The organism is Mesorhizobium sp. ISC25 (assembly GCF_042295465.1).
GTDB lineage: Bacteria > Pseudomonadota > Alphaproteobacteria > Rhizobiales > Rhizobiaceae > Mesorhizobium.
The window spans coordinates 4,197,455-4,221,552 of record NZ_CP135441.1 but is presented as its reverse complement, the minus strand read 5'-3'; the positions used below and the strand labels follow the sequence as shown (position 1 = coordinate 4,221,552).

At 62.5% G+C, this 24,098-nt stretch carries 20 protein-coding genes; 7 read left to right on the top strand and 13 right to left on the bottom strand.

From position 1 onward, the window contains the following. Positions 1 to 13 precede the first annotated feature (13 nt). Both RQ479_RS20850 and RQ479_RS20845 read right to left on the bottom strand, forming a co-directional pair. Entirely contained in the window at positions 14 to 1,195 is a 1,182-nt protein-coding gene (locus RQ479_RS20850; protein ID WP_376702454.1) for an acetate/propionate family kinase, read from the bottom strand. Beyond that, entirely contained in the window at positions 1,195 to 3,606 is a 2,412-nt protein-coding gene (locus RQ479_RS20845) for a phosphoketolase (RefSeq protein ID WP_376702453.1), read from the bottom strand. Before RQ479_RS20845 ends, RQ479_RS20850 begins: the two co-directional genes overlap by 1 nt. Before the next feature lie 304 nt (positions 3,607 to 3,910). Between RQ479_RS20845 and RQ479_RS20840 the strand changes: the two genes are divergently transcribed. Together RQ479_RS20840 and RQ479_RS20835 are read left to right on the top strand one after the other, a co-directional pair. Next, entirely contained in the window at positions 3,911 to 5,911 is a 2,001-nt protein-coding gene (locus RQ479_RS20840) for a protein-L-isoaspartate(D-aspartate) O-methyltransferase (protein ID WP_376702451.1), read from the top strand. Between the two features lie 39 nt (positions 5,912 to 5,950). Then, on the top strand, positions 5,951 to 6,196 hold the full coding sequence (locus RQ479_RS20835; RefSeq protein WP_376702450.1) for a hypothetical protein: 246 nt from the start codon (positions 5,951 to 5,953) through the stop codon (positions 6,194 to 6,196). 117 nt (positions 6,197 to 6,313) lie between these two features. Here RQ479_RS20835 and RQ479_RS20830 read toward each other — a convergent pair whose 3' ends face one another. From RQ479_RS20830 to RQ479_RS20815, 4 genes are all read right to left on the bottom strand, one after another. Further along, a complete protein-coding gene (locus RQ479_RS20830; protein ID WP_376702449.1) occupies positions 6,314 to 6,805 on the bottom strand; it encodes a DUF1772 domain-containing protein in 492 nt (163 codons plus the stop codon). Between the two features lie 98 nt (positions 6,806 to 6,903). After that, positions 6,904 to 8,442 carry a SpoVR family protein gene (locus RQ479_RS20825; protein ID WP_292655456.1) on the bottom strand — a complete coding sequence of 513 codons (1,539 nt, stop codon included), beginning with the start codon at positions 8,440 to 8,442 and terminating at the stop codon, positions 6,904 to 6,906. Beyond that, the gene (locus RQ479_RS20820) at positions 8,442 to 9,764 is read right to left on the bottom strand and encodes a YeaH/YhbH family protein (RefSeq protein WP_376702448.1); all 1,323 of its coding nucleotides are present in this window, start codon (positions 9,762 to 9,764) and stop codon (positions 8,442 to 8,444) included. The genes RQ479_RS20825 and RQ479_RS20820 overlap by 1 nt, the downstream gene beginning before the upstream one ends. Positions 9,765 to 9,783: 19 nt before the next feature. Next, on the bottom strand, positions 9,784 to 11,733 hold the full coding sequence (locus RQ479_RS20815; protein WP_292655462.1) for a PrkA family serine protein kinase: 1,950 nt from the start codon (positions 11,731 to 11,733) through the stop codon (positions 9,784 to 9,786). Positions 11,734 to 12,003: 270 nt separating this feature from the next. On the opposite strand from RQ479_RS20815, the gene RQ479_RS20810 reads away from it, so the two are divergent. After that, positions 12,004 to 12,165, top strand: a complete 162-nt coding sequence (locus RQ479_RS20810; RefSeq protein ID WP_292655465.1) for a hypothetical protein — start codon at positions 12,004 to 12,006, stop codon at positions 12,163 to 12,165. A 16-nt stretch (positions 12,166 to 12,181) separates the two neighbouring features. Here RQ479_RS20810 and RQ479_RS20805 read toward each other — a convergent pair whose 3' ends face one another. After that, positions 12,182 to 13,249 (bottom strand): ornithine cyclodeaminase, encoded by a 1,068-nt coding sequence (locus RQ479_RS20805; RefSeq protein ID WP_376702446.1) that lies wholly within the window; start codon positions 13,247 to 13,249, stop codon positions 12,182 to 12,184. A 3-nt stretch (positions 13,250 to 13,252) separates the two neighbouring features. Beyond that, on the bottom strand, positions 13,253 to 14,173 hold the full coding sequence (gene rocF, locus RQ479_RS20800) for an arginase (protein WP_352468245.1): 921 nt from the start codon (positions 14,171 to 14,173) through the stop codon (positions 13,253 to 13,255). Between the two features lie 129 nt (positions 14,174 to 14,302). Between rocF and RQ479_RS20795 the strand changes: the two genes are divergently transcribed. Further along, positions 14,303 to 14,740, top strand: coding sequence for an Lrp/AsnC family transcriptional regulator (locus RQ479_RS20795; RefSeq protein ID WP_292655471.1), 438 nt, complete (start codon positions 14,303 to 14,305; stop codon positions 14,738 to 14,740). A gap of 128 nt (positions 14,741 to 14,868) precedes the next feature. On the opposite strand, the gene RQ479_RS20790 is transcribed toward RQ479_RS20795, so the two are convergent. The 5 genes from RQ479_RS20790 to cyoA form a co-directional block, all read right to left on the bottom strand. Then, positions 14,869 to 16,071: a DUF3182 family protein gene (locus RQ479_RS20790; RefSeq protein ID WP_376702445.1), complete on the bottom strand. Its 1,203-nt coding sequence runs from the start codon at positions 16,069 to 16,071 to the stop codon at positions 14,869 to 14,871. Between the two features lie 260 nt (positions 16,072 to 16,331). Further along, positions 16,332 to 16,760: a cytochrome o ubiquinol oxidase subunit IV gene (gene cyoD, locus RQ479_RS20785; protein WP_376702444.1), complete on the bottom strand. Its 429-nt coding sequence runs from the start codon at positions 16,758 to 16,760 to the stop codon at positions 16,332 to 16,334. Beyond that, a complete protein-coding gene (gene cyoC / locus RQ479_RS20780; protein WP_352468249.1) occupies positions 16,757 to 17,410 on the bottom strand; it encodes a cytochrome o ubiquinol oxidase subunit III in 654 nt (217 codons plus the stop codon). Before cyoC ends, cyoD begins: the two co-directional genes overlap by 4 nt. After that, entirely contained in the window at positions 17,407 to 19,413 is a 2,007-nt protein-coding gene (gene cyoB / locus RQ479_RS20775) for a cytochrome o ubiquinol oxidase subunit I (protein WP_376702443.1), read from the bottom strand. Before cyoB ends, cyoC begins: the two co-directional genes overlap by 4 nt. Positions 19,414 to 19,415: 2 nt before the next feature. Beyond that, on the bottom strand, positions 19,416 to 20,276 hold the full coding sequence (cyoA, locus tag RQ479_RS20770) for a ubiquinol oxidase subunit II (protein ID WP_376705985.1): 861 nt from the start codon (positions 20,274 to 20,276) through the stop codon (positions 19,416 to 19,418). Between the two features lie 684 nt (positions 20,277 to 20,960). Between cyoA and RQ479_RS20765 the strand changes: the two genes are divergently transcribed. From RQ479_RS20765 to RQ479_RS20755, 3 genes are read left to right on the top strand one after another with little or no spacing between them, the layout of a single operon-like run. Beyond that, the gene (locus tag RQ479_RS20765; RefSeq protein ID WP_376702442.1) at positions 20,961 to 22,103 is read left to right on the top strand and encodes an ABC transporter substrate-binding protein; all 1,143 of its coding nucleotides are present in this window, start codon (positions 20,961 to 20,963) and stop codon (positions 22,101 to 22,103) included. After that, positions 22,103 to 22,954 (top strand): IclR family transcriptional regulator, encoded by an 852-nt coding sequence (locus RQ479_RS20760; RefSeq protein ID WP_376702441.1) that lies wholly within the window; start codon positions 22,103 to 22,105, stop codon positions 22,952 to 22,954. The genes RQ479_RS20765 and RQ479_RS20760 overlap by 1 nt, the downstream gene beginning before the upstream one ends. Positions 22,955 to 22,977: 23 nt before the next feature. Further along, positions 22,978 to 24,009 (top strand): sugar ABC transporter substrate-binding protein, encoded by a 1,032-nt coding sequence (locus RQ479_RS20755; RefSeq protein ID WP_376702440.1) that lies wholly within the window; start codon positions 22,978 to 22,980, stop codon positions 24,007 to 24,009. The last annotated feature ends 89 nt before the right edge of the window (positions 24,010 to 24,098 follow it).

The following is a 24,098-nucleotide window of genomic DNA, read 5'->3' as shown; positions in this document are numbered from 1 at the left end:
AAGGCCATCCGCATCAGCCGGGCTCCTCCATGACCTTGCGCGTATGGTGGGCGATGACCCCTTCTTCGTCGGTCGCGACGACGCGGACTTCGACCTTGCTGTCCGCCCGGCTGATGAGCGCGGCATGGGAGCTGTTGGCCGTCTTGTCGATCGCCACGCCGAGCCAGCCAAGCCTGCCGCAAATCGCTTTGCGGGCCGGGGCAGAGTGCTCGCCGATGCCGCCGGTGAACACCAGGCATTCCAGCCCGCCCAGCGTGTTGGCGAGCGCGGCAATTTCCCTGGCGGCGCGGAAGGCGAAAAGCTCCACCGCTTCGCGAGCCCGGCGGTCGTCGCTGGCCTCCAGCGTGCGCATGTCGCCGGAAATGCCGGACACGCCGAGCAGGCCGGATTCCTCGTAGAGCATGTCTTGCAGCGCCTCTCTCGAAACGCCTCTTTCCAGCAACAGGTACAAAAGCACGCCCGGATCGATGGCGCCGCAGCGTGTGCCCATGACCAGGCCGTCAAGCGCTGAAAAGCCCATCGTCGTATCGACGCTTCGCCCGTCGCGCATGGCGCACAGGCTCGCCCCGTTGCCGAGATGGGCGACGATGGTTCTTTTCGCCGCCAGATCGGGCGATATCTGCTTGAGCCGGCCGGCGACATATTCGTAGGAAAGCCCGTGAAAGCCGTAGCGGTGGATGCCGTCTGCCTCATAGCGGCGCGGCAGCGCGAAACGGCTGACCAGAGGCTCGATGGTCCGATGAAAGGCCGTGTCGAAACATCCGACCTGCGGCAGGTCCGGCCGCAGCGCAGCAAGCGCCCGGATTGGTGCGAGACTGCGCGGCTGGTGCAGTGGCGCAAGCGGGGTCAGCCTGTCGAGAGCCTCGATAACTGTCGGCGTCAGGCGGACAGGTTCGACGAACTCGCGTCCGCCATGGACGATGCGATGGCCCGCGGCGATCAGTTTCCTTCCGCCAAGTTCGTTCTCGATCCATTGCAGCATCTGGCCGATGCCCATGTCGCGTGAGGCGTCTGCGGCAAGTGGCCGATCGCACTGCAGCTCCCCATCGGCGGTTTTCGCGGTCAGCCTTGGCGCATCGCCCAGATCAAGCGAACCGCGCGAGGCAAGATCCAGCTCGGCGGACGCTGCAAGGTCGTAAAGTCTGAACTTGATGCTCGACGAGCCGGCATTCAACGCAAGGATCGATCGTCGCATCAATCGCCGGCCCTCGTCGCGCCGTCCTGCGGCCAGGACCATTTCTGGACCTCAGGCATGTCCTCGCCATGTTCGCGGACATAGGCCGTGTGCTCAGCCAATTTCCCATGCAGCGCCGCGGCAAGATCCTTCGCCCGCTCGGCCAGCCCCGGCACGCGGGCGATCGCGGCGAGCGCCAGATGATAGCGGTCGAGCTGGTTGAGCACCACCATGTCGAACGGTGTCGTCGTCGTGCCTTCCTCGCGAAAGCCATGCACATGCATGTTGTCGTGGTTGGCGCGCCGGTAGGTCAGACGGTGAATGAGATAGGGATAGCCGTGATAGGCGAAGATGACCGGCTTGGCCCTGGTGAACAGTGCGTCGAATCTGTCGTCGGCAAAGCCATGCGGATGCTCGGAATTCGACTGCAAAATCATCAGGTCGACGACATTGACGACGCGGATCTTCAGGTCCGGAATGCCCGAGCGCAGGATGTCGGCTGCGGCAAGCGTCTCCAGTGTCGGCACGTCGCCGGCGCAAGCCAGGATCACATCCGGATCTTCGCCCTTGGCAACCGTCCCGGCCCATTCCCAGATGCCCGCGCCGACCCTGCAGTGCGCTTCCGCGTCTTCGGCGGACAGCCATTGCGGCGCCGGCTGCTTGCCGGCGACGATGACGTTGATGCGGTTGTAGGTTTTCAGGCAATGGTCGGTGATCCACAGCAGCGTGTTGGCATCCGGCGGGAAATAGAGCCTTACCGTGTCGGCCTTCTTGTTGGCGACGAAATCGGCAAAGCCCGGATCCTGATGGCTGAAGCCGTTGTGATCCTGCCGCCAGACATGCGAGGTCAGCAGGTAGTTGAGCGAGGCGATCGGCTTGCGCCAGGCAAGTTCGCCGGAGGTCTTCAGCCATTTGGCGTGCTGGTTGACCATGGAATCGACAATGTGGACGAACGCCTCGTAGCACGAGAACAGGCCGTGGCGGCCGGTCAGCAGATAGCCCTCCAGCCAGCCTTGGCAAAGGTGCTCGCTGAGCACTTCCATGACGCGGCCGTCGCGGGAAAGATGGACGTCGTAAGGCTCGATCCGCTCCATCCAGACGCGGTCCGTAACCTCGAACACGTCGTCAAGGCGGTTGGAGGATGTCTCGTCCGGCCCCATCAGCCGGAAATTCCTGGCCTCGGTGTTCAAGCGGGTCACGTCGCGAAGATAGCTTCCCACGGTCCGCGTCGCCTCCCCAACAGTGCCGCCCGGACGCGGTACGTCGAGCGCGAGGCCTTTCCAATCGGGAAGCACGAGGTCTTGTTTCAGCAGGCCGCCATTGGCGTAGGGGATTGCGCCCATGCGTCTTGACCCTGTGGGTGCCAGCGCCGCGAGCTCCGCCAGGAGATGCCCGCCTTCGTCGAACAGCGTCTTCGGTTCGTAGCCGCGCATCCAGTCTTCGAGGATCTGTCGGTGCGCCGCATCGCCGCGTGCGTTCGACACCGGGACCTGGTGCGAGCGCCAGAAATCCTCGACCTTCTTGCCGTCGACCTCTTTCGGCCCGGTCCAACCCTTTGGGCTGCGCAGCACGATCATCGGCCACAGCGGCCGCTCTCCCTTCCAGCCCGCGGCTCTTGCAGGCTCCTGGATGGAGTGGATCCGGTCGAGCACGGTATCGAGCGTGCGGGCCATCTCCCGATGCATCGCAGCAGGTTCATGACCTTCCACGAAGAAGGTTTCGTAGCCATAGCCGAGGAACAGGCTGCGCAACGCCTCGTCTTCCATGCGGCCGAGGATCGTCGGGTTGGCGATCTTGTAGCCATTGAGATGCAGGATCGGCAGGACGGCACCGTCGGATGCCGGGTTCAGGAACTTGTTGGAGTGCCAGGCCGCGGCGAGCGGGCCGGTCTCGGCTTCACCGTCGCCGACGACGCAGGCAACGACAAGGTTCGGATTGTCGAAGGCGGCGCCGAAGGCATGAACCAGCGCATAGCCGAGTTCTCCGCCTTCGTGGATCGAGCCGGGCGTCTCCGGAGCCGCGTGGCTCGGCACTCCGCCGGGAAACGAGAACTGCCGGAACAGCTTTCGCAGGCCGTCTTCGTCCCCGCCGACCTCGGGATAAATCTCGCTGTAGGTGCCCTCAAGCCAGGTGTTCGCGACCATTGCCGGGCCGCCGTGACCCGGCCCGCAGATGAACAGAACATCGAGGCCACGTTCACGGATGGTCCGGTTCAGATGCACATAGATGAAGTTGAGGCCGGGCGTCGTGCCCCAATGGCCGAGCAGCCGCGGCTTGATGTGCTCGGGCCGCAAAGGCTCGCGCAAGAGCGGATTGTCGAGCAGATAGATCTGGCCAACCGAGATGTAGTTCGCGGCGCGCCAGTAGCGGTCCATCAGATCGACCTGGTCAAGGCCGATTGTTTGCGCAGTGGTGCGGGCCTCGTCGTTCATGAAATGCCTCCGGAATACCCGCGTCCGTCGTTATCTGGGGCGGCGTCGCGCCGGAGAAAGGATTTGCCTCGAAATAAGTTTGGGAGGCGCGGCCAGCTCCCGCTTGCCGATCCTGCAACCCGCCTCGCCCGACAAAAAGCGGGTCGGTCTTTTGGGGAACCTCGGGGCTCGCCAACGGTTAGGAAGATGCACCGCATTGTATGAATCCAAGCGGACTGCGGAGGCCTCGGGGACATGGTCCGGCCAAAGTGCCGTTTGAGCAGCTTGGGCGATTGTGGCGGAGGCCCGTAGGAGGAGCAAAGAAATGCTCGATCTCTCCCATGCCCGCAACCAGATGGTCGACATTCACTTAAGCCGCCGTGGCATTCGCGACCGCAATGTCCTTCAGGCGATGCGCGAGGTGCCGCGCGAGGCTTTCGTCGAGCCTGGTTTTGAAGAATTTGCCTATGAGGATGGGCCGCTGCCGATCGCTGAAGGTCAGACGATATCGCAGCCCTATATCGTTGCGTTGATGATCGAAATGGCGGAGATCGGAGCCGGTGACCATGTTCTCGAAGTCGGCACTGGCTCCGGCTATGCGGCTGCCGTAATGAGCCGGATCGTCGAACGCGTCTACACGATCGAGCGCCACGCCGCGTTGGCTGAAACGGCAAGGCAGCGGTTTAGAAAGCTTGGCTACGACAATATCGAAGTCCGCACCGGCGACGGCACCAAGGGCTGGCCCGGGGCGGCACCCTTCGATGCGATCCTGGTTGCCGCCGCTGGACCCGGCGCACCGCTCGCTCTGCAAGAACAGCTCGACGTCGCCGGCCGGCTTGTCATCCCGGTCGGCGACGAATTCGACGCGCAGCGCCTGCTCAAGGTCACCCGGACTGGCGCAGCAACTTATACCGAGGAGGATTTCGGTGGCGTGCGGTTTGTTCCGCTGATCGGCGAGCAAGGCTGGGGCGAGCCAGGCAGCGACAGCCAAATAGCGGCCGATCTTCCGCACCGGCATCAGCGCAGGAGCAGCCTGCCGCAGATGATCGCGGCCGCCGCCGAACCGCTTCCGGATTTCGACGATCCGGCCTTCGGTGCGCTGTTCGACCGGTTTGCCGACCGCCGCGTCGTCTTGCTAGGCGAAGCCAGTCACGGTACGTCGGAGTTCTACCGTGCGCGCGCCGCGATCACTCGCAGGCTGATCGAGAAGCATGGCTTCACCATCGTCGCGGTCGAGGCCGACTGGCCCGATGCCGCGGCGATCGACCGCTACGTCCGCCATCGGCCGCCGCGGCCGGGCGCCGCGCCGCCGTTCCAGCGCTTTCCCACCTGGATGTGGCGCAACACCGACGTCGCGACGTTCGTCGACTGGATGCGAGAGCATAATGAGCGGATCAGGATATCCTCCCGGCGGGCCGGATTCTATGGCCTCGACATCTACAATATGGGCGGATCGATTGCGGCGGTCCTGCAATATCTCGACCGGGTCGATCCGCTGGCGGCGAGGATCGCGCGCGAACGCTATGGCTGCCTGACGCCGTGGCAGAACGACCCGGCCACCTATGGCCGTGTCGCACTCACCTCCGGTTACCAGAAATGCGAGAAGGCCGTGCTCGAGCAATGCCGGGAACTGCTTTCCAGAGAGCTCGACTATGCGCAGCAGGACGGTATCGATTTCCTCGACGCCACCCAGAACGCCCGCCTGGTCGCCTCCGCCGAGCGTTATTACCGCACCATGTATTATGGCGGCGCGCAATCCTGGAACCTGCGCGACACCCACATGTTCGAAACGCTGGAGCACCTGCTGCAGGCCCGCGGCCCGAATGCCAAGGCGGTGGTGTGGGCACATAATTCCCATATCGGCGATGCTCGCTACACCGAGATGGGGATCGTCAGGGACGAAGTGAACATCGGCCAGCTCTGCCGCCAGCGTCTTGGCGACGAGGTTGGCTTGATTGGGCTCAGTACGCATTCCGGGACGGTGGCCGCCGCCACCGACTGGGACGGCGACATGGAAGTGAAACTGGTGCGGCCTTCCCACAACGACAGCTATGAGCGGCTTTGCCACGACAGCGGCGTCTCGCCTTTCCTTCTCGATTTCGAGCGCGACGACACGCTGCGCCAACGGCTTCTCGAGCGCCGGCTGGAACGCTTTATCGGCGTCATCTACCGGCCCGAGACCGAGTTGCACAGCCACTATGCGGATGCCTCGCTCGCCCGCCAGTTCGATGCTTTCGTCTGGTTCGATGAAACCAGTGCCGTGACGCCGCTTGGGCCGGAACATGCGGGGACAGGCCTTCCCGAGACCTATCCTTTCGGGCTTTAGCAGCTTGGGAAGCGGAAAATGGAAAGAAGGAGGTCACCGATGGCCGGAAAAAAGACTCATGAGCAGCAGTTGCGCATCATCGAGGAGCGCGAGAACACGAAAAACGCCGGCAAGGATTTCGACACCGAAGCGGATTTGAAAAAGACCAGGCAAGAGCGCGAGGCGTTCCGGCGCGGTGCCGAGCTCAGATCGGACCCGAAGGATATTGCCGATCCCGACGATCGCAACATCAACCGCGGCGAGCACCAGGAAAGCGCCCACAACAAGCATCGCGCCAACCGCTGAACGGCCGGATCGCTTGACGTCAAGACAATACGGCGCCGGGTCCGTTGCCTGATCTGACGGATGCAGCGTTCGTAGCCGCAATTGGCGGACAAGGGCGCCGTCTTGATCTCCTCGGCGCTATTCGGCAAAAAATGTCGCGGCGACAGCAATTGAGACGAGGCTCAGCATCGCTAGGCCTGCCCTTGCGACATGCGAAGCCTCCCAGACGTTGCGCAAATCTCTCCAGTCGCCGGTCTGCTTTCGAGAGAACATAGAAAAAAACGTCGCGGCTGATTTCGGCATGGCAGTGTCTTGCACCCAGAAATTATTGACGGGATGCGTGACCAACCAATAGGTCGCATGCTCCGCCAGCAAGAAGACAAGCGCCGCCAGGGTCCACAAGAATCGGGCGCTTGGATAGGGCGTCAGGTAAAGCAGGACGGCGAGTGCAATGATGCCGCCGATCTCGGCGAACCCGCCGATCGTGAAGCCGGGATAGTAGATCGCCTGCGCTGATCTGTAGGTGGCCTCCTTGAGGCGCAACTTGCCGGGCAATTCCAGTGCGTGCGCGAGCGAGAGCGCCATGGAGACGGCGACCAGAAGAAGGGTGACAATCATCAATGCGCGCATGTTCCTGCTCCCGACCATGCCAAGATGCGCGCGTAGATAGGGTCGTTGGTGATCCGGTAAAGGCGATGACACCCGACGTCGCCGGCAAGCCGGTCGGGTCATTCCCCGATCTGGCTGGTAGACCGTTCGTGGAGCGTGGCGCCGGTCTGCGCGTCGACCGCGACCATGCTGACCTCGTAGCCCCAGAGCTTGCGGATGTGGCGCAGCGTGGCGTCGCGGCTGCCGCCCTCCAGCACGATGCCGTCCTTGACCTTGTGCTGCAGGCGCAAATGCCGGTCGCCGAGCAGGTCCACATCCACCACCTGGATATCCGGGCGGCTGGCGCCGATGTCGTAGCTGTGGGCGAGTGCTGCGCGGACGCTCTGGTAGCCGCGCTCATTGTGTATCGAGGCGACTTCGTAATGGGGGTCGTTGGCAGCATCGGCAAGCACGAAGAACCGCCATTTCCGTATCAGGGTAGGGCTCAGATATTGGCGGATGAAGGACTCGTCGCGATGGTTGGCCCAGGCGTCAAGCAAGGTCTGGCGCCAGTCGCCGTTGCCGGCGATATCGGGGAACCAGTCGCGGTCCTCGGCCGTCGGCGCGGTCGAGATGCGCTGGATGTCCTGCATCATGTCGAGACCCAGCGCGTAAGGGTTGATACCGGAAAAGCGCGGATCGTCGAACCCTGGCTGGAAGATCACGTTCGAATGGTTGCGCAGGATTTCCAGCATGGCACCTTCGCCGATCAGGCCGCGATCGAACAAAAGGTTCATCAGCGTGTAATGCACGAAGGTGGCGCAGCCCTCGTTCATCACCTGCGTTTGCCGCTGGGGATAGAAATACTGCGCGATCACGCGGACGATCCGGATGACCTCACGCTGCCACGGTTCCAGGATCAGGCTGTTCTTCTCCAGGAAATAAAGCAGGTTCTCCTCGGGCAGCTTGAGCGATTTCTTGCGCTCCGCCATGGTGTCCGTCTCGCGGACCTTGGTGCCGTCCTTGGACGGCGGCAGCGTGCGCCACAGATCGTTGTAGGAACGCTCCTCGTATTCCAGGCGCTCGCGAAGGCCCTCGCGCTGCTTTTCCGACGACAGCTTCGGCGGCCGGTGATATCTGAACACGCCCTGTTCCATCAGCGCATGTGCGGCATCGAGGATCTCTTCCACCGCATCGACGCCGTGCCGCTCTTCGCAGCGGGCAATATAGCCCTTGGCGAAGTCGAGATAGCTGAGGATGGCGCCGGCGTCCGTCCACTGCCGGAAAAGATAATTGTTCTTGAAGAAATGGTTGTGGCCGAGTGCCGCGTGCGCCGTCACCAGGGCCTGCAGGGCCATGGTGTTTTCTTCCATCAGATAGACGATGCAGGGATTGGAATTGATGACGAGTTCATAGGCCAGCCCCCGTCCGCCTTTGCGATACAGCAATTCCTGGTAGAGGTAGTGCTTGCCGAAGGACCAGTGCCGGTACATCAGCGGCATGCCGACCGAGGAATAGGCGTCGAGCATCTGTTCGGACGAGATGATCTCCATCTGCACCGGATAGACATCGAGGTGGAGCTCTTCGGTGGCGATCGCCTCGATGGTCTCGTAGGCGCGCGACAGCGTCCTGAAATCCCAGTCGGAACCGGAAAACAGCAGCCCGGATATGCTCGCCATCAGCCCCCTCTTTCACCGCTCTTTTGATAGCCCGGCTGTCTGGCGAAGAGCCGGCGGAAAACCGGATAGATGTCGGCCGGGGTCGCGATGCGGCTCATCTGGAAGTTCGACCATCTCAGCTTGACCGCACTGTAGGCACGCCATAGCGACGTGCCGTTGTCGGTAGCGCCGAAGATATGGCTCTCGCGCTCGTCGAGGATCTCGACATAGGCGAAATACTGGCAGAGCCGCATGATCTGTTCATCGAGAAGTGCGATGCAGCGCTCGGAATCGGTGACGAAATTGTCGCCGTCCGAGGCCTGGGCGACATAGATGTTCCATTCGCGGCTGGGATAGCGTTGCTCGACGATGCGGTGCATCTCCTCGAGCGCCGTGGAAACCACCGTACCGCCGCTCTGGGTGTTGTAGAAGAAGGTTTCCTCGTCGACCTCCTGCGCCTCGTGCGTGTGGCGGATGAAGACCACCTCGGTCCGGTCGTAGCGCCGTTTCAGGAACAGGTGCAGCAGCACGAAGAAGCGCTTGGCCAGATCCTTCTCGCGTTCGCCCATCGAACCGGACACGTCCATGAGGCAGAACATCACCGCGTTGGCATTCGGCACCGGCTGCGCGTCGAAGCGGTTGAAGCGGATATCGACTGGATCGACAAAGGCGATCCGCTTGCGGCGGCGCTCCAGCCGATCGAACTCTTCCTGAAGCGCCACGATGCGCTGGCGCATCTCGGCGTTTTGCGGCTTCGCCTCCAGCGACGCAATCTCCTGCGCGATCGCGTCGAGTTCCTCGTGCTTGGGGCGCCTGAGCGCTATGCGGCGGCCGTGGCTGTTGCGCATCGTGCGCCCGACATTGATGTTGGTCGGCGAGCCGGTCGCGGCGAAGCCGGCCCGGCGCGGCTTGAAGGCGAGGATCTCCTTCAGGTTGAGCTTGACCATATCAGGCAGTTCGAGGTCTTCGAAAAAGAGGTCGAGCACCTCTTCGCGCGACAGCACGAAACGGAAATCGTCCTCCGATTCGGTTCTCCCCGGGGCTGATCCCATGCCGCCGCCCTGGCCGGGCTTGGGCAGCCGGTCGCCTGGAGCAAAATGCTTGTTGCCGGGCAGGACGTGCCGGCGGCTGCCGCTGTTCCTGGCATCGTTGAAGCTCGGCTCGCCGGTGCCCCGCGCCGGCATCGAAACGGCATGCTCGGCATCCACGTCGGCGATCTTGCCGGTGCGGATCTGATCGCGGATGGTGCGCTTCAACTCTTCGCGAGCCCGCCGCAGGAAACGCTGCCGGTTGCCGAGGCTTTTGTCCTTCGGGTTCAGTCGGCGATCGATGAAGATCGGCATATGTTACCCCGGGCTGGCTTCAACCCGCCTTGTTCACCCGCATGTACCAGTCCACCAGCCGGCGGACCTGGCGCTCGGTGTAACCGCGCTGGATCATCCGCTGCACGAATTCGGTATGCCGCTTCTCCGTCACGCTGTCCTGCTTGGAGCCGAAACTGATCACCGGCAGCAGATCCTCGACCTGCCCGAACATCCGCTTCTCGATGACCTCGCGCAGCTTTTCATAGCTTGTCCATGACGGGTTGCGGCCATGGTTTCTGGCCCGCGCGCGCAGCGTGAACTTCACCACTTCGTTGCGGAAGTCCTTGGGATTGGCGATGCCGGCCGGTTTTTCGACCTGCGACAGTTCGTTGTCCAAAACCTCGCGATTGAGGATCTGGCCGGTATCGGTATCCTTGTAGTCCTGATCCTCGATCCAGGCATCGGCATAGGCGATATAGCGGTCGAACAGATTCTGGCCGTATTCGCTGTAGGATTCCAGATAGGCCTTCTGGATCTCGTGGCCGATGAACTCGGCATAACGGGTGGCCAGCTCCGATTTGATGAAATCGAGATAGTCCGCCTCTGTTTCCTTCGGGAACTGCTCGCGCTTGATCGCCTCTTCCAGGATGTACATCAGATGCACCGGATCGGCGGCGACCTCTTCGGTGTCGTAGTTGAAGGTCTGCGACAGGATCTTGAAGGCGAAGCGGGTGCTGACGCCGGTCATGCCTTCATCGACACCGGCCGCGTTTCGGTACTCCTGGACCGACTTCGCCTTGGGATCGGTTTCTTTGAGGTTCTCGCCGTCATAGACGCGCATCTTGGTGTAGAGCGGCGAATTATCGTGTTCGGCCAGGCGGGTCGAGACGGTGAACCGGCTGAGGATATCGAGCACTTCCGGAGCGCAGGGGCTGTTAGCCAGTTCGCTTTCGCGCAACAGCTTCTCGTAGATCTGCCGCTCTTCGGTGACGCGCAGGCAATACGGCACCTTGACCACCAGAATGCGGTCGAGGAACGCCTCGTTGTTCTTGTTGTTCTTGAACTGCAGCCATTCCGATTCGTTGGAATGGGCAACGATGATGCCCTGATAGGGGAAAGCGCCGAAATTCTCGGTGCCGTTGTAGCTGCCTTCCTGGGTGGCGGTCAGCAGCGGATGCAGCACCTTGATCGGCGCCTTGAACATCTCGACGAATTCGAGCAACCCTTGCGTCGTCCGGTTCAGCCCGCCGCTATAGGAGTAGGCGTCCGGATCGGACTGGCTGAAGTTTTCCAGCTGCCTGATGTCGACCTTGCCGACCAGGGCCGACACGTCCTGGTTGTTCTCGTCGCCCGGCTCGGTCTTGGCGATGCCGATCTGGCGCAGCCTGGACGGGATCAGCTTGACGACGCTGAATTTGGAGATGTCGCCGGACAATTCGTCGAGGCGCTTGGCCGCCCAGGGCGAGATCAGGCCGTTCAGCCGCCGCCGGGCGATGCCATATTTGTCCTCCAAAAGGTCGCCCATGCGGTCGGGATCGAACAGCCCGAGCGGCGATTCGAAGACCGGGCTGACCTGGCCGCCGACCTTCAGCGTATAGATCGGACGCTGCTCCATCAGCCTTTTCAGCTGCTCCGCAAGCGAGGACTTGCCGCCGCCGACCGGGCCGAGGAGATAGAGGATCTGCTTGCGTTCCTCGAGCCCTTGCGAGGCATAGCGGAAATAACCGGCGATACGCTCGATCGTATCCTCCATGCCGTAAAAGTCGGCGAAGGTTGGATAGATCTTGATCGTCCGGTTCGAAAAAATACGGCCGAGCCGCTCGTCCTTGCTGGTATCGACAAAGGTCGGCTCGCCGATCGCCTCGACCATCCGTTCGGGTGCCGAGGCGTACATCGACTTGTCCTCGCGGCATGCAAGCAGATATTGCTGGAGGCTAATCTCCTCCTGCGCCGCATTCTTGTAGACCTCGGAAAACAGATCGAAGACGTCGGATTGATTCTCACGCATGGTATTCCTCGCCCCGGAGCCGGTGTGGCTGCACGTTTGTCTCTTGAACAACCAAATGTTGGAAAGCCCTTGTGGTTCCCTTCACTTCGCAGAGAGTGCATGTGACCGAATGATAAGAGTCTAGATAAGTGCATCCTGAGTGCAGACAAGGCGTGGAACGTCCTGCCCGAGGCACAAAATCCTGAATCGCACCACGTCCTGCGGGCGACATCCAACAAGACGGAGGAACGGTTCGGGTCCTTCCCGGTTGTGAGGGAAAGGAGACGGTCGATGTCTGGGAATAGTTTATGGTTGCTCGTTGTTGCAGGCGGTCCACTGCTTCTGGCAATTCTGATCGCCTACGCCCTGCTCACGCAGCGCCGTCGCGGCCCGGCAGAGCGCAGGGAAAGCGAGCGTGCGACCGAGCGCCTGTATCAGGAAAAGAAGGACTGACCGACGGGATCGCAGCTCAGCTGCCGGCAACCGCCAGCCCGGTCGCTTTTTCGGCGCGCAGCAGCATGCCAAACAGGTCGTGCGGCTCATCGGGATCGGCCAGAAGGTCTAGTTCCTCGTAAAGGCCGGTCCGCTGAAGCTGATCGCGGACGTAGCGCAGCGCGGAAAAATCCTCGATCGCAAAGCCGACGGAGTCAAACAATGTGATCTGTCGGGCATCTGTCCGGCCTGCTGCCTTTCCTGTCATCACCTGCCACAATTCGGTGATCGGATGATCCGCATCGAGCTGCTGGCTCTCGCCTTCGATGCGCGTCTGCGGCGGATATTCGACGAAAATGTCCGAGCGCAGCAGTATGTCGCGATGCAGCTCGGTCTTGCCCGGGCAGTCGCCGCCCACCGCGTTGATGTGCACGCCGGATCCAACCATGTTGTCGGTCAGGATTGTTGCCGACCGTTTGTCGGCGGTAACCGTGGTGATGATCTCTGCACCTTCAACGGCTTCCTGCGCCGACGCGCAGAGCTTGATGTCGAAACCCTTGCCGGCAAGGTTCTTCATGCATTTCGCCGAGGCCGCCGGGTCGATATCGTAGAGCCGCAGCCTGTCGACGCCAAGCAGCGCCTTGAACGCAATCGCCTGGAATTCCGATTGCGCGCCATTGCCGATGATCGCCATGCACCTGGCGGCCTCGGGAGCGAGGTATTTCGCCGCGACGGCCGAGCTTGCGGCGGTTCTGAGCGCGGTCAGGATGGTCATTTCCGAAAGCAGCATCGGATAGCCGTTGCCGACATCGGCAAGCACGCCGAAAGCGGTCACGGTCTGGCGACCGTCACGCGTATTCTTCGGATGCCCGTTGACGTATTTGAACCCGTAGAGCTGCCCGTCGCTGGTCGGCATCAGCTCGATGACGCCGTCAACGCTGTGCGAGGCGACGCGCGGCGTCTTGTCGAACAGCTCCCAGCGCCTGAAATCCTCTTCGATATAGGCGGCAAGCTCGACCAGGAAGCGCTCGATGCCGATGGCAAGCACCAGCTTCATCATGCGGTCGACGCTGACGAACGGCACTATGTTCAAATTGACGGTCATGGCTCAGAACCCCCTCGTCGGGCGATCCATGATCCGCCGGCCCATCAGGCTCGCGGTCAGGTCGACCAAAAGCGTGGCAGTGCGGCCGCGTTCGTCGAGAAAAGGGTTGAGCTCGACCAGGTCCAGACTGGTGACGAGGCCGCTGTCATGCAGCATTTCCATCGCCAGATGCGCCTCGCGGAAGGTGGCGCCGCCGGGAACGGTGGTGCCGACCGCCGGGGCGATCGACGGGTCGAGAAAATCGACGTCGAGGCTGACGTGCAGCATGCCGTTGGCGGCGCTCACCCGTTCGAGAAAGGCGCGAAGCAGTTGCGCAATGCCGTGCTCGTCGATCGAACGCATGTCATGGACTGTCACGCCGGCTCTGCGCAACGCTTCCCGTTCCGCCAGGTCCACGCTGCGGATCCCCAGCGCGCATATGCGAGCCGGATCCACCTGCGCTGCAAGGCGGGGGAAATAGCCCTCGAAGCCGGGCTGCCCGCTGGCATAGGCCAGAGGCACACCATGCAAATTGCCGCTGGTGGTCGTGTCGAGCGTATGAAAATCGGGGTGGGCGTCGAGCCACAGCACGAAGAGCGGCCGGCCGGCATTCGCCGCCCGGCGGGCAATGCCGGCGAGCGTGCCGGCCGACATGCTGTGGTCGCCGCCGAGAAAGATCGGCATCGCATCGGCGCTTGCCGCATAGGCCGTTTCGCTGATCGCCGCCGTCCAGGCGGCAATTTCCGGCAGCGCCTTCACCGCCGCGTTGCCGTGTACGACAGGGTACATGTCGGCAGGGATAATCGTTCCGAGGTCGGTCAGTGTATGGCCGAGTTCGGTCAGTGCGCTGGCCAGACCGGCCGTGCGCAGCGCGCTCGGCCCCATCTCGCAGCCCATGCGGCCCGAACCCGCCTGGATCGGCGCCCCAACGATCGTGCAATGCATGCTCATATCCCACCGAATTACGATGCCTTTATTGAAGCCGGCATCGCTGGCAGAATGAACATGTCAAATTGGCAAATTTGTCGAAGTGCCTTACCATTGTGGAATCATCTACTTCCGTTGTGAGCAATCATGGACCAGCTCGACGAGCAGATCATCACCTCCTTGCGGCACGACGCCCGGCGCAGCATTTCCGATCTTGCCATCAGCCTGGGTGTCTCCCGGGCAACGGTAAGGTCCCGGATCGAGCGACTTGAAAGGGACGGCGTCATCGTCGGCTACACGGTCATTCTGCGCGCCGACGCAGTCGATCAGCGCGTGCGTGGCATCATGATGATCGAGATCGAAGGCCACGCCGCCGATCGCGTCATCCGGGCGCTGGGCGGCTTCTCCGAGGTCTCGACCATCCACACCACCAATGGCCGCTGGGACCTGGTGATAGAACTCGGAACCCAGACCCTGAGCGAGTTCGACGCGGTGCTGAGACGTATCCGCCTGATCCCCGGAATTACCGGCAGCGAAACAAGCCTGCTCCTGGCAACGCCGCGCACCACCAAGGCGCGGCTGTGATCTTCGCCCGTGACCTGTAGCGGCAACGAAATCCGAAGCCACGAAACCTTCAATTGCCGCCGCGCTTAGAGCAATTCCAGAAAAAGTGTGGAACGCCATTGGCGGATGTTCCCTGCCAAAGGCGTGTTTCACTTCGACCTAAAATGACGATCGGCTGGCTTCCCGACCGGTCCTCGGATCGCCTGGGTGACGACGGTGTAACGTGTGATTTGACCCTCCTCGGGGTCCTCCCCGTGGAAATGGATTTCTGCGTTCAGCGGCAGCGGCGCAGTGCTGCCGAACTGCTTGACGGCGGAGACATGCATGATCTGCATGTCGGGGTCGCGCTTCATGGCGTCCATTGCTGCCAGCTCGGCGCTGCTGCTGCCACCGATCCGCCAGCTGGCTTCCAGCACACCCGATCGCCAGATGCCCAAGGAATCGACACCTTGGCCGATGTCGTAGTTGCGTCGCGAGGCGAAGAATCCGGGATAACCGTCCATCGCTGCGTCATAGGTTCTCGCCTGCGCCACGGCCAAACCCAGCGCCGGAGATAGCCGCAGCTCATCCAGCGCCTCCCATCCGCCGCGCACGACAACCAGATCGGATCCGCCGTAAACGGGCTGTCCGTCGTTGTCGGTCGTCGTCCGCTGGGTGCCGTAATAGCTGATCGACATTTCGTCGATCGTGGTTCTGCCAACGCTCAGCGTAGCGATGTCGCGAAGCTGCGTTTCGAGAACAAGGCCGTATTCGCTTAGGTCAGAAGATGGATATTGGTCCAGCAGCCTTTCGACATCGCCGACCGTCGCGGCGGTGTGCTGGTCGCGGCCCCGCGAAGCGCGCGGTGGCTTGAACCGGACCAGCCCGAGCTCCAGCAGACGTTGCGCTGCGCGCAGCGCGTCATGGCGTGAAAATGCAGTGTAGCCGGGCAGTACGGCCGCGGCGACGGCGCTGCCGAAGCCGGCGGGCCATTCTTTTGGCCGTGCCGCCGACCCGTCCACCAGCTCGTGGGTTATGGCCTTGGTGGTTGCGAGGCGCCAGGGCACCACGCCGCCGAAGAGGTCGTCGGGCCCGTTGATGCCCAGTTGGGCCGCATCGGCAGCAAGCAGGCTGTCGTCCGGCACGAAATACAGCCCGCCGCTGTCACCGCCGCCATCACGAAGGCCCTGGCGGAAGGAAAATCCCTTCAACGCTGCAATCGTGCGCGCGACGGCAACGACGGTTTTCCATTCGTGCGCGTAGATGGTCTCGCCGCCCGGCGCGGAGAATACGACCACAACACCTTTCGCCCCGCCTGGTTGCTTACCGCTTAGCCCGGTCATGTCGCACCCTTCGTCCATTGCCGAGCCCATTGCCGTTATTCCGCGGCGATGCATCCGAACCGAAAAACCCGCTTCCTCGGCGAATGTTCCGGGCAACGGCGCGCTATCCGGTTTGGCCGAGTTGCGGCGCGGCTCATGGTTTTTATGCGGGAGCCTCAGACAGGGAGATGGATGTGCTCAAGGAGGCCGCGCCGCGCGCCCTGGGAGAGGCCGAGGTCGTCGGCACATTCGAACGGGCTTGAGACCGAGCTCGCTGTCGCATGAACTGCGGCCAACGGCCGGTATAATCCCTAGCGGTTCACGTGCATGTTCGCGTTCATCGGCATCAAATTGTGGTCGAGATTGGCCATGATCCAGATCGAGCCGCCGATCACCAGGACTACGATCAGCACGCCGAAGGCAAGCGCCAGGGAGTTGTTCGTGTTGTCCGGTCCCGTCGTGATGTGCAGGAAGAAGACGAGATGCACGCCCATCTGGGCGATCGCAAGCACGACCAGCGCCACAGGAATGCCGGGTGCCCATATCAGGTTCGTTCCGGGCAACCAGAACGAGGCGATGGTCAACAGCGTTGCCAGCCCAAGGCCGATCACATAACCGCGTAACCCGGATCCGACTTCGGTGTCGCCGAGGTATTCGTCACCCGGCGCCGTATCGATGTCGTAGCGCTCCAGGCCATCGATGTCGCGCCGTTGCGCGTGGCGATCGTCCGCATTGCTCATCGACTTGCTCCCAGGAGATAGACCACCGTGAACAGGGCGACCCAGATGATGTCGAGGGCGTGCCAGAACAGGCTGAAGCACATGAAACGCCGAAGAATATCGTCGCGGAATCCCTTGGCGAAGATCTGCGCCATCATCGTGAGCAGCCACAGCAGCCCCGCCGTGACGTGAAGGCCGTGGCATCCCACCAGCGTGAAGAACGCCGACAGGAAAGCGCTGCGTGTCGGTCCGGCACCGCTGGCAACCATATGCGCGAACTCGCGCAACTCGAGCAGGATGAAGGTGGCGCCGAGCACGAAGGTGACAGCCATCGCGACATAGAACCAGGAGCTTCGCCGCGCTGTCACGGCGAGGCTGGCGAGACCGCAGGTAAAGCTCGACAAAAGCAAAGCGGCCGTCTCGATCGCGACGTTGCGCAGGTCGAACAGCTCGGCTCCGCTTGGTCCGCCCGCCGTCTTGCCCGCCAGCACGGCGTAGGCCGCGAAGAAGGCCGAGAACATCACGATGTCGCTCAGAAGGAAGATCCAGAAGCCGTAGCCCACGACGATCCGGATCGGTGCCGGGCCGCTGCCGCCGTGGCCGGGTGCATGGCCGTGGCTGCGATGGCCGAGGCGGTAGGGGTCACGCTCTCGAACGTCGATCGCGGTCATGGCCTTGGCCCCGTATGAGTGGCCAGCGCCTCGCGGCGGGCACTTCGGTTGGCGCGGTCGATCCGGGCCACTTCGGCGGCAGGAATGACGTATTCGGGGATGTCGCGCCACGCGAATACGACGAAGGTGGCGAAAGCGCCGAGCACGCCGAGCGCCACCATCCACCAGATGTGCCAGATGAGGGCGAAGCCCATCACGGTCGCAAAGAAGGCGCAGATGAACCCGGTGGGACTGTTGCGCGGCATCTCGATCGGCTCGTATTCAGGCTCGTCGCGCAGCCGGTTTTGCTCGCGTGCCCGCTGCTTGATGTTCCAGTAGGGCTCTTCGCCCTCGACATGCGGAAGCGCGGCGAAGTTGAAGACCGGCGGCGGCGAGGGCGTGGCCCATTCCAGCGAGCGCCCGTCCCAGGGATCCCCGGTGGCATCTCGAAGCGCCGCACGCTGCCGGATGCTGACGACGAGTTGTATGATCTGCGCGACCACGCCGGCGGTGGTGATTAACATGCCGGCGCCGGCAACCAGCACCCAGGGATACCAGGCCGGCACGTCGAAATGCTGCATGCGGCGGGTCATGCCAAGCAGGCCGACAGCGTAGAGCGGCACGAAGGTGGCGTAGAACCCGATCAGCGTCAGCCAGAAGGCCAGCTTGCCCCAGCCCTCGTGCAGCCGGAAGCCGAATGCCTTGGGAAACCAGTAGGTATATCCCGCGAAGGCGCCGAACAGCACACCGCCGATGATGACGTTATGGAAATGCGCCACCAGGAACAGGCTGTTGTGGAGCAGGAAATCGGCCGGTGGCACGGCCAGCAACACGCCCGTCATGCCGCCGATGACGAACGTCACCATGAAGCCCAGCGACCACAGCATTGGCGTCGCGAAGCGGATGCGGCCGCCATACATGGTGAACATCCAGTTGTAGATCTTCACGCCGGTACCGACAGCGATAATGCTGGTGGCGATGCCGAACGCGGCGTTGACGTCGGCGCCGGCTCCCATGGTGAAGAAGTGGTGCAGCCACACCATGAAGGAGACGATGCAGATGAAGAGCGTCGCGGCCACCATCGAGCGGTAGCCGAACAGCGGCTTGCTGGAGAAGGTGGAGATGACCTCCGAGAAGATGCCGAACGCCGGCAGGACGAGGATGTAGACCTCGGGATGGCCCCAGGCCCAGATCAGGTTCACGAACATCAGCATGTTGCCGCCGGCTTCATTGGTGAAGAAATGAAAGCCGAAATAGCGGTCGAGCGTCAGCATCGCGAGCGTCGCGGTGAGGACCGGGAACGCGGCGACGATGAGCAGGCTGGCGGCGAGTGAGGTCCAGCAGAACATCGACATCCTGAGGTAACTCATGCCGGGCGCCCGCATCTTCAGGATCGTGGTGACGAAATTGATGCCGGTGAGCAGCGTTCCGACGCCCGCTATCTGCACTGCCCACAGATAATAATCGACGCCGACGCCCGGCGAGTAGGCGGTCTCGCTGAGCGGCGGATAGGGCAGCCATCCGGTACGCGCGAATTCGCCGATCACCAGCGAGATGTTGACCAGCAGCGCACCGGTGGCGGTGAGCCAGAAACTCACCGAGTTGAGCGTTGGAAAGGCAACGTCGCGGACGCCGAGCTGCAGCGGCACGATCAGGTTCATCAGGCCGATGACGAACGGCATCGCCCCGAAAAAGATCATGATGGTGCCGTGGGCGGAAAAGACCTGGTTGAAGTGGTCGGGCGGCAGATAGCCGGGCGCCTGGAAGGCGAGGGCCTGCTGGGACCGCATCATGATGGCGTCGCTGAAGCCGCGCAGCAGCATCAGCAACGCCAGCAGCGTGTACATCACGCCAATCCGCTTGTGATCGACGCTGGTGATCCATTCGCGCCACAGATAGGGGAAATGGCCGGCCAGGAAGACCCAGGCCAGCACGCCGAGGATTGCCAGGGCGACGACCGCCGAGGCGATCATCGGCAGAGGCTGATCGAACGGAATGACGTCCCAGCTCAATTTTCCGAGCATTGTCAGCCTCCTGTCTTGGGCAATACGCTCGGCTCGGGGCGACCGGCCTGGGGGCCGGGCGCGGGCGGAACGCCCTGCGTCGCGATTTCATGGAAAAGGTCCGGCTCGACCGAGCGATAGGTCGAAGGCGGCACGTCCAGGCTCTGTCTGGCCAGTTCCTGGTAGCTGGCCTTGTCGAGTGCCTGTCCCTGGTTTCGCGCCGAATTGACGAATGCATCGAAGGCGTCCGCCGCGACGGCATGCAGCACGAATTGCATGCCTGGAAAACCGTCGCCGCTGAAATGGGCCGACCGCCCATAGAATTCGCCCGGCTGATCCGCCTGCAGGTGAAGCTGCGTTGTCATGCCGTTCATCGTGTAGATCATGCCACCGAGCTGAGGCACGAAGAACGCATTCATGACGCTTGCCGAGGTGAGCGAGAAATGCACCGGCCTGCCCGCCGGCACCACAAGCTGGTTGATGCTCGCGATATTCTGCTCGGGGTAGATGAACAGCCATTTCCAGTCGAGCGAGACGACCTGCACCTCAAGCGGCTTTTGCTGGGAATCCAGCGGCTTCATTGGATCGAGGTCATGCGACCCGATCCAGATGATGCCGCTCAGAAACAGGATGACGAGGATTGGGATCGACCAGACCACCAGTTCGATGCGTCCGGAATAGGCCCATTCCGGCAGATACCGCGCCCTTGTGTTGGTCTCCCGGAACCACCAGGCAAAACCGAGCGTCGCCACGATCGTCGGGACGACGATGGCCAGCATGATGGCGACCGAATTGAGCAGGATCGTGCGCTGCGCCGCGCCGACTGGCCCTTGCGGGTCGAGCACGCCGCCCTGGCAGCCGGCAAGCAGCCCGGCAAGTAGCATCGTCGCGCCGACGCGGCCAGGACGGATGACGGCACAATTTCGAACGATCGCCCTTAGCAACATGAGATCTCGCCGTTTCCCGAAAACCGATTGGAACGTTGCAGGCAGCGTGGCTGCCAACCCCGAATGCGCGCGCCGGTATGCTCCTGGCGACAGTTTCTTCACGCAGGCGGCTCCGGCCGGCAGAACCACATGCGGCGGACGTCATCGTTAAGCGGTCGACCTGTCGAGAACCCTCCAAACCCTAAGAAACCAGAGGCAAATCCTAGCAAACCAGAGCCAAATCTTAAGAAACCAGAAACAGTACCCAGATCGAAGTTATCGCCAGAAACGTGGCGAATGCCAAGGCGGTGAACCGGTTCATGGCCGCGCCCACAGTTGGTCCATTTAGTCCGCTCCCTGCGACTCGTCGCTGAATCCAGTGACGCTGCCCAACGACGCTGCTCTGAATGGTTGCGCCAACCGAACGTATGTTCGTCGCGAAGGTTCCAAAAAGCCAGATCCAACGCAGCCTTTGGTTGCAGTCCGGCGGCCACGCGATGCGCATCAGGGCCGCATGGGCGGCTCTCCTGCCTAGCGGAAGCCGAGGCCGGCGTTGCGTATGTAAAAATTACTTGTCCAGGTGAAAATAGTTGCTACTAATCGGCTGGGCCGACGCATGGCCGGTTCAGGAGGAATTTCGGCATGACAAGACTGCGCGGTCTCGCGTGGGATCACCGACGCTGCTGGGGTCCGCTCGACGCCAGCATCGGGCCGTATTGTGCCGCCAATCCCGGTCTTGAGATCGAATGGGACCGCCGCAGCCTTTACGAGTTCGGCGAGGGCGCGCTTGGTCCGGTGCTCGACGCCTATGATCTCGTCGTGTTCGACCATCCGTTCATCGGCGATATTGCCGAAGGCGGGCTGATGGTGCCGTTCGATTTGTCGGCTGAGCAGCGCCGCGGCTTCGAACAGGATTCAGTTGGCGCATCCTGGCAATCCTACGCAAGGGACGGGCGCCAATGGGCGTTGCCGATCGATGCTGCCTGTCAGGTTGCCTCGTATCGCCCCGATCTCGTGGAGCGCTACGGACCGCTGCCGCGCAGCCATGACGAGGTGCTGGAGCTCGGCCGGCGCGCCTTGAAGGACGGCAAATGGCTTGGGCTGCCGTTGGTGCCGACTGACGCCATGTGCTTGCTTTTGACGCTCGGTGAGCCCCGGGAAGACGGCGACGAGTTCATCGCCAGGGAAAAAATCGAGCAGGCCGTCGGGCAATTGCGCCAGCTTGCGGCGCTGTCACATCCGAACTCGCCGAAATGGAACCCGATCCGCTGCTACGATCATATGATCGCACATGACGACGTGGTCTACGTGCCGTTCGCCTTCGGCTATGTGAACTATGCCTCCAAGGCAGACAGGCCGTATCTGCGCTTCGCCGACGTGCCGACGCCGCGATCCGCCGGCGCCTTGCTCGGTGGCGCCGGCATCGGCGTCAGCGCCCAATCGAAACACAAGCAGGCAGCCATCGATTACGCGCTGTTTCTGTGCTCGCCCGGCTATCAGCGCGGCGACTACGTGAAATCCGGCGGACAGCCGGGATCGCTGGCGGCGTGGCAAGATGCCGAAGTCAACGGTCTCTCAGGCGGCTTCTTCGCCTCGACGCTGGCGACGATCGAAGCCTCCTATCTGCGCCCGACCCATCCGGGTTTCATCAGCTTCTTCCGCCAATGCGCCCCTCATGCTGCGGCGGCCATCGCCGGCGAATTGCCGGCGGCCGAGCTGGCAGATCGGCTGAACCGGCTCTATCGCGAGACCAGGCATGGCCAGCCGCAACGGAGCGTCGCGTAATGGCCGCCGATATTGCCCAGATCGTCGACGAAGGCGAAAGCGGCCGCAACGGCTACCGCGTGCCTGCGGTGGAGAAGGCGCTCGACATCCTGGAATTCATGGCTGCCAGTGGCGAGCCGCTGACCCAGACCGAGATCGCCACCGGAATGGGGCGCTCCATTCACGAGATCTACCGCATCCTGCTGCTGCTGGAGAAGCGCGGCTACATTTTCCGGACGCAATCGGACCGCTTTCGCCTGTCGCTGAAGCTGTTCGAACTGGCGCATATGCATCCGCCGGTAAACCGCCTGGTCGAATGCGCGCTGCCGGTGATGCGCGGCCTTGCCGCCAATGCCGACCAGAGCTGCCATCTGGTCGTGCGCGAAGGCGAGAGCGCACTGGTCGTGCTGCAGATCGATTCGCCTTTGCCGATGCGATATTCGGTTGCCCTCGGCTCGCATTTCCCGATCCTCGAAACGAGCTCCGGCGCGGTGCTGCTGGCGCATTCGAGCGGCGCCGAGCGCGACCGCATCGTCGAGCGGATCGTCGCTGCAGGCGAAGGCCAAGGCAGCCGGGCGGAAATCGAAGCGCGCCTGAACGAAGTCGCAAGGCTCGGCTATGAAATGCGCGCCTCGCTGGCTGTCGAGGGCTGCACCAACATCTCGATGCCGGTGCGCGACCATACCGGCGCCGTCATCGCCGCGCTCACCGTCCCGTTCCTGCCGCAGAAGGCCGCGCGCTTCGATCGCAAGACCGTCTTCGAACGAACCAAGGCGGCGGCCGAGACGATATCGGCGGCGCTGGGCGCGGGCGAAGCTGCCGCCTCTTCACGTGCCGACCCGGAACGGCGGGACTATCCGTTCAGCAACTGACAAGAAATACAGGGAGAAGAAACATGAACTGGTCCAAATCGATGCTGTTTGCCTCGGCGGCCGCGCTGGCTCTGAGCGCCGCCGCGGCACACGCCGAAAACATGCCTAAGCGCATCGGCTACGTCACCAATTACGCCACGCACGAGTGGTATCAGAACGTCATCAAGGGCATGCAGGCCCGCGCCAAGGAACTCGGCATCGAGCTCGAGGTGCAGGACGCCAATCTCGACATCGCTAAGGAGGTTTCCGCCGCCGAAGATTTCATGGCCAAAGGCGTCGACGTCCTGATTGTCACGCCCGTCAACGAGGAGGGCGTCGTGCCGCTGCTGCGCCAGGCGAAATCCAACAACGTTCCGGTCGTGCTCGAAGGCAATCCGGTCAAGGGCATGACCACCATGGTCGCGATCTGCGACTACGACACCGGCTACACCGCCGGCGTCGAAGCCGGCAAATACGCCAAGGAGAAGCTCGAAGGCAAAGCCAAGGTGATGAATGTCGGCCTGCCGCTGCTGTCCGCCACGGTGCTGCGGTCGCAGGGTTTCATGGACGGCCTGAAGACCATCATCCCCGACGCGGTCATGGTCCACGACCTCGACGGCGGCGGCAATCCCGACCGCGCGCTCGAGGTCTCTTCGGCGGCACTTGCCAAGAACGCCGACATCAACATCATCTACGGCATCAACGATTCCTCGTCGCTCGGCGGCCTTCAGGCCTGGAAAGCGGCCGGCAAGTCGCAGGACAGCCTGTTGACGGTCGGCACCGGCGGCGAAGGCCTCGCCTTCATCAATGCAATGCAGAACGAGCCGTCCTACCGCATCGAAGCCGCGATGTTCCCGGAAAAGGAAGGCTACACCGCCATCGATGCAGCGGTTAAGCTCTTCAACGGCGAAGAGGTGCCGGAACACATCGTCAGCCCGACCGCGCCGATGAACGGCGACGACTGGAAGAAGTTCTACGACTACGATGGCACCACCCGCAAAATCAAATGGGATGCCGTCAATGCGCTTCAGCCACCGGAAAAATGCATGAAAACCTCGGCTGACCTGAAGAAGTAAGGATTCCGGTTAGCCCTTCCGGCACGGCGGGAAGGGCATCGGATCGGATGCCAACGGCAAAACAGGTCAACCGTCCTGTTTTGACCCGG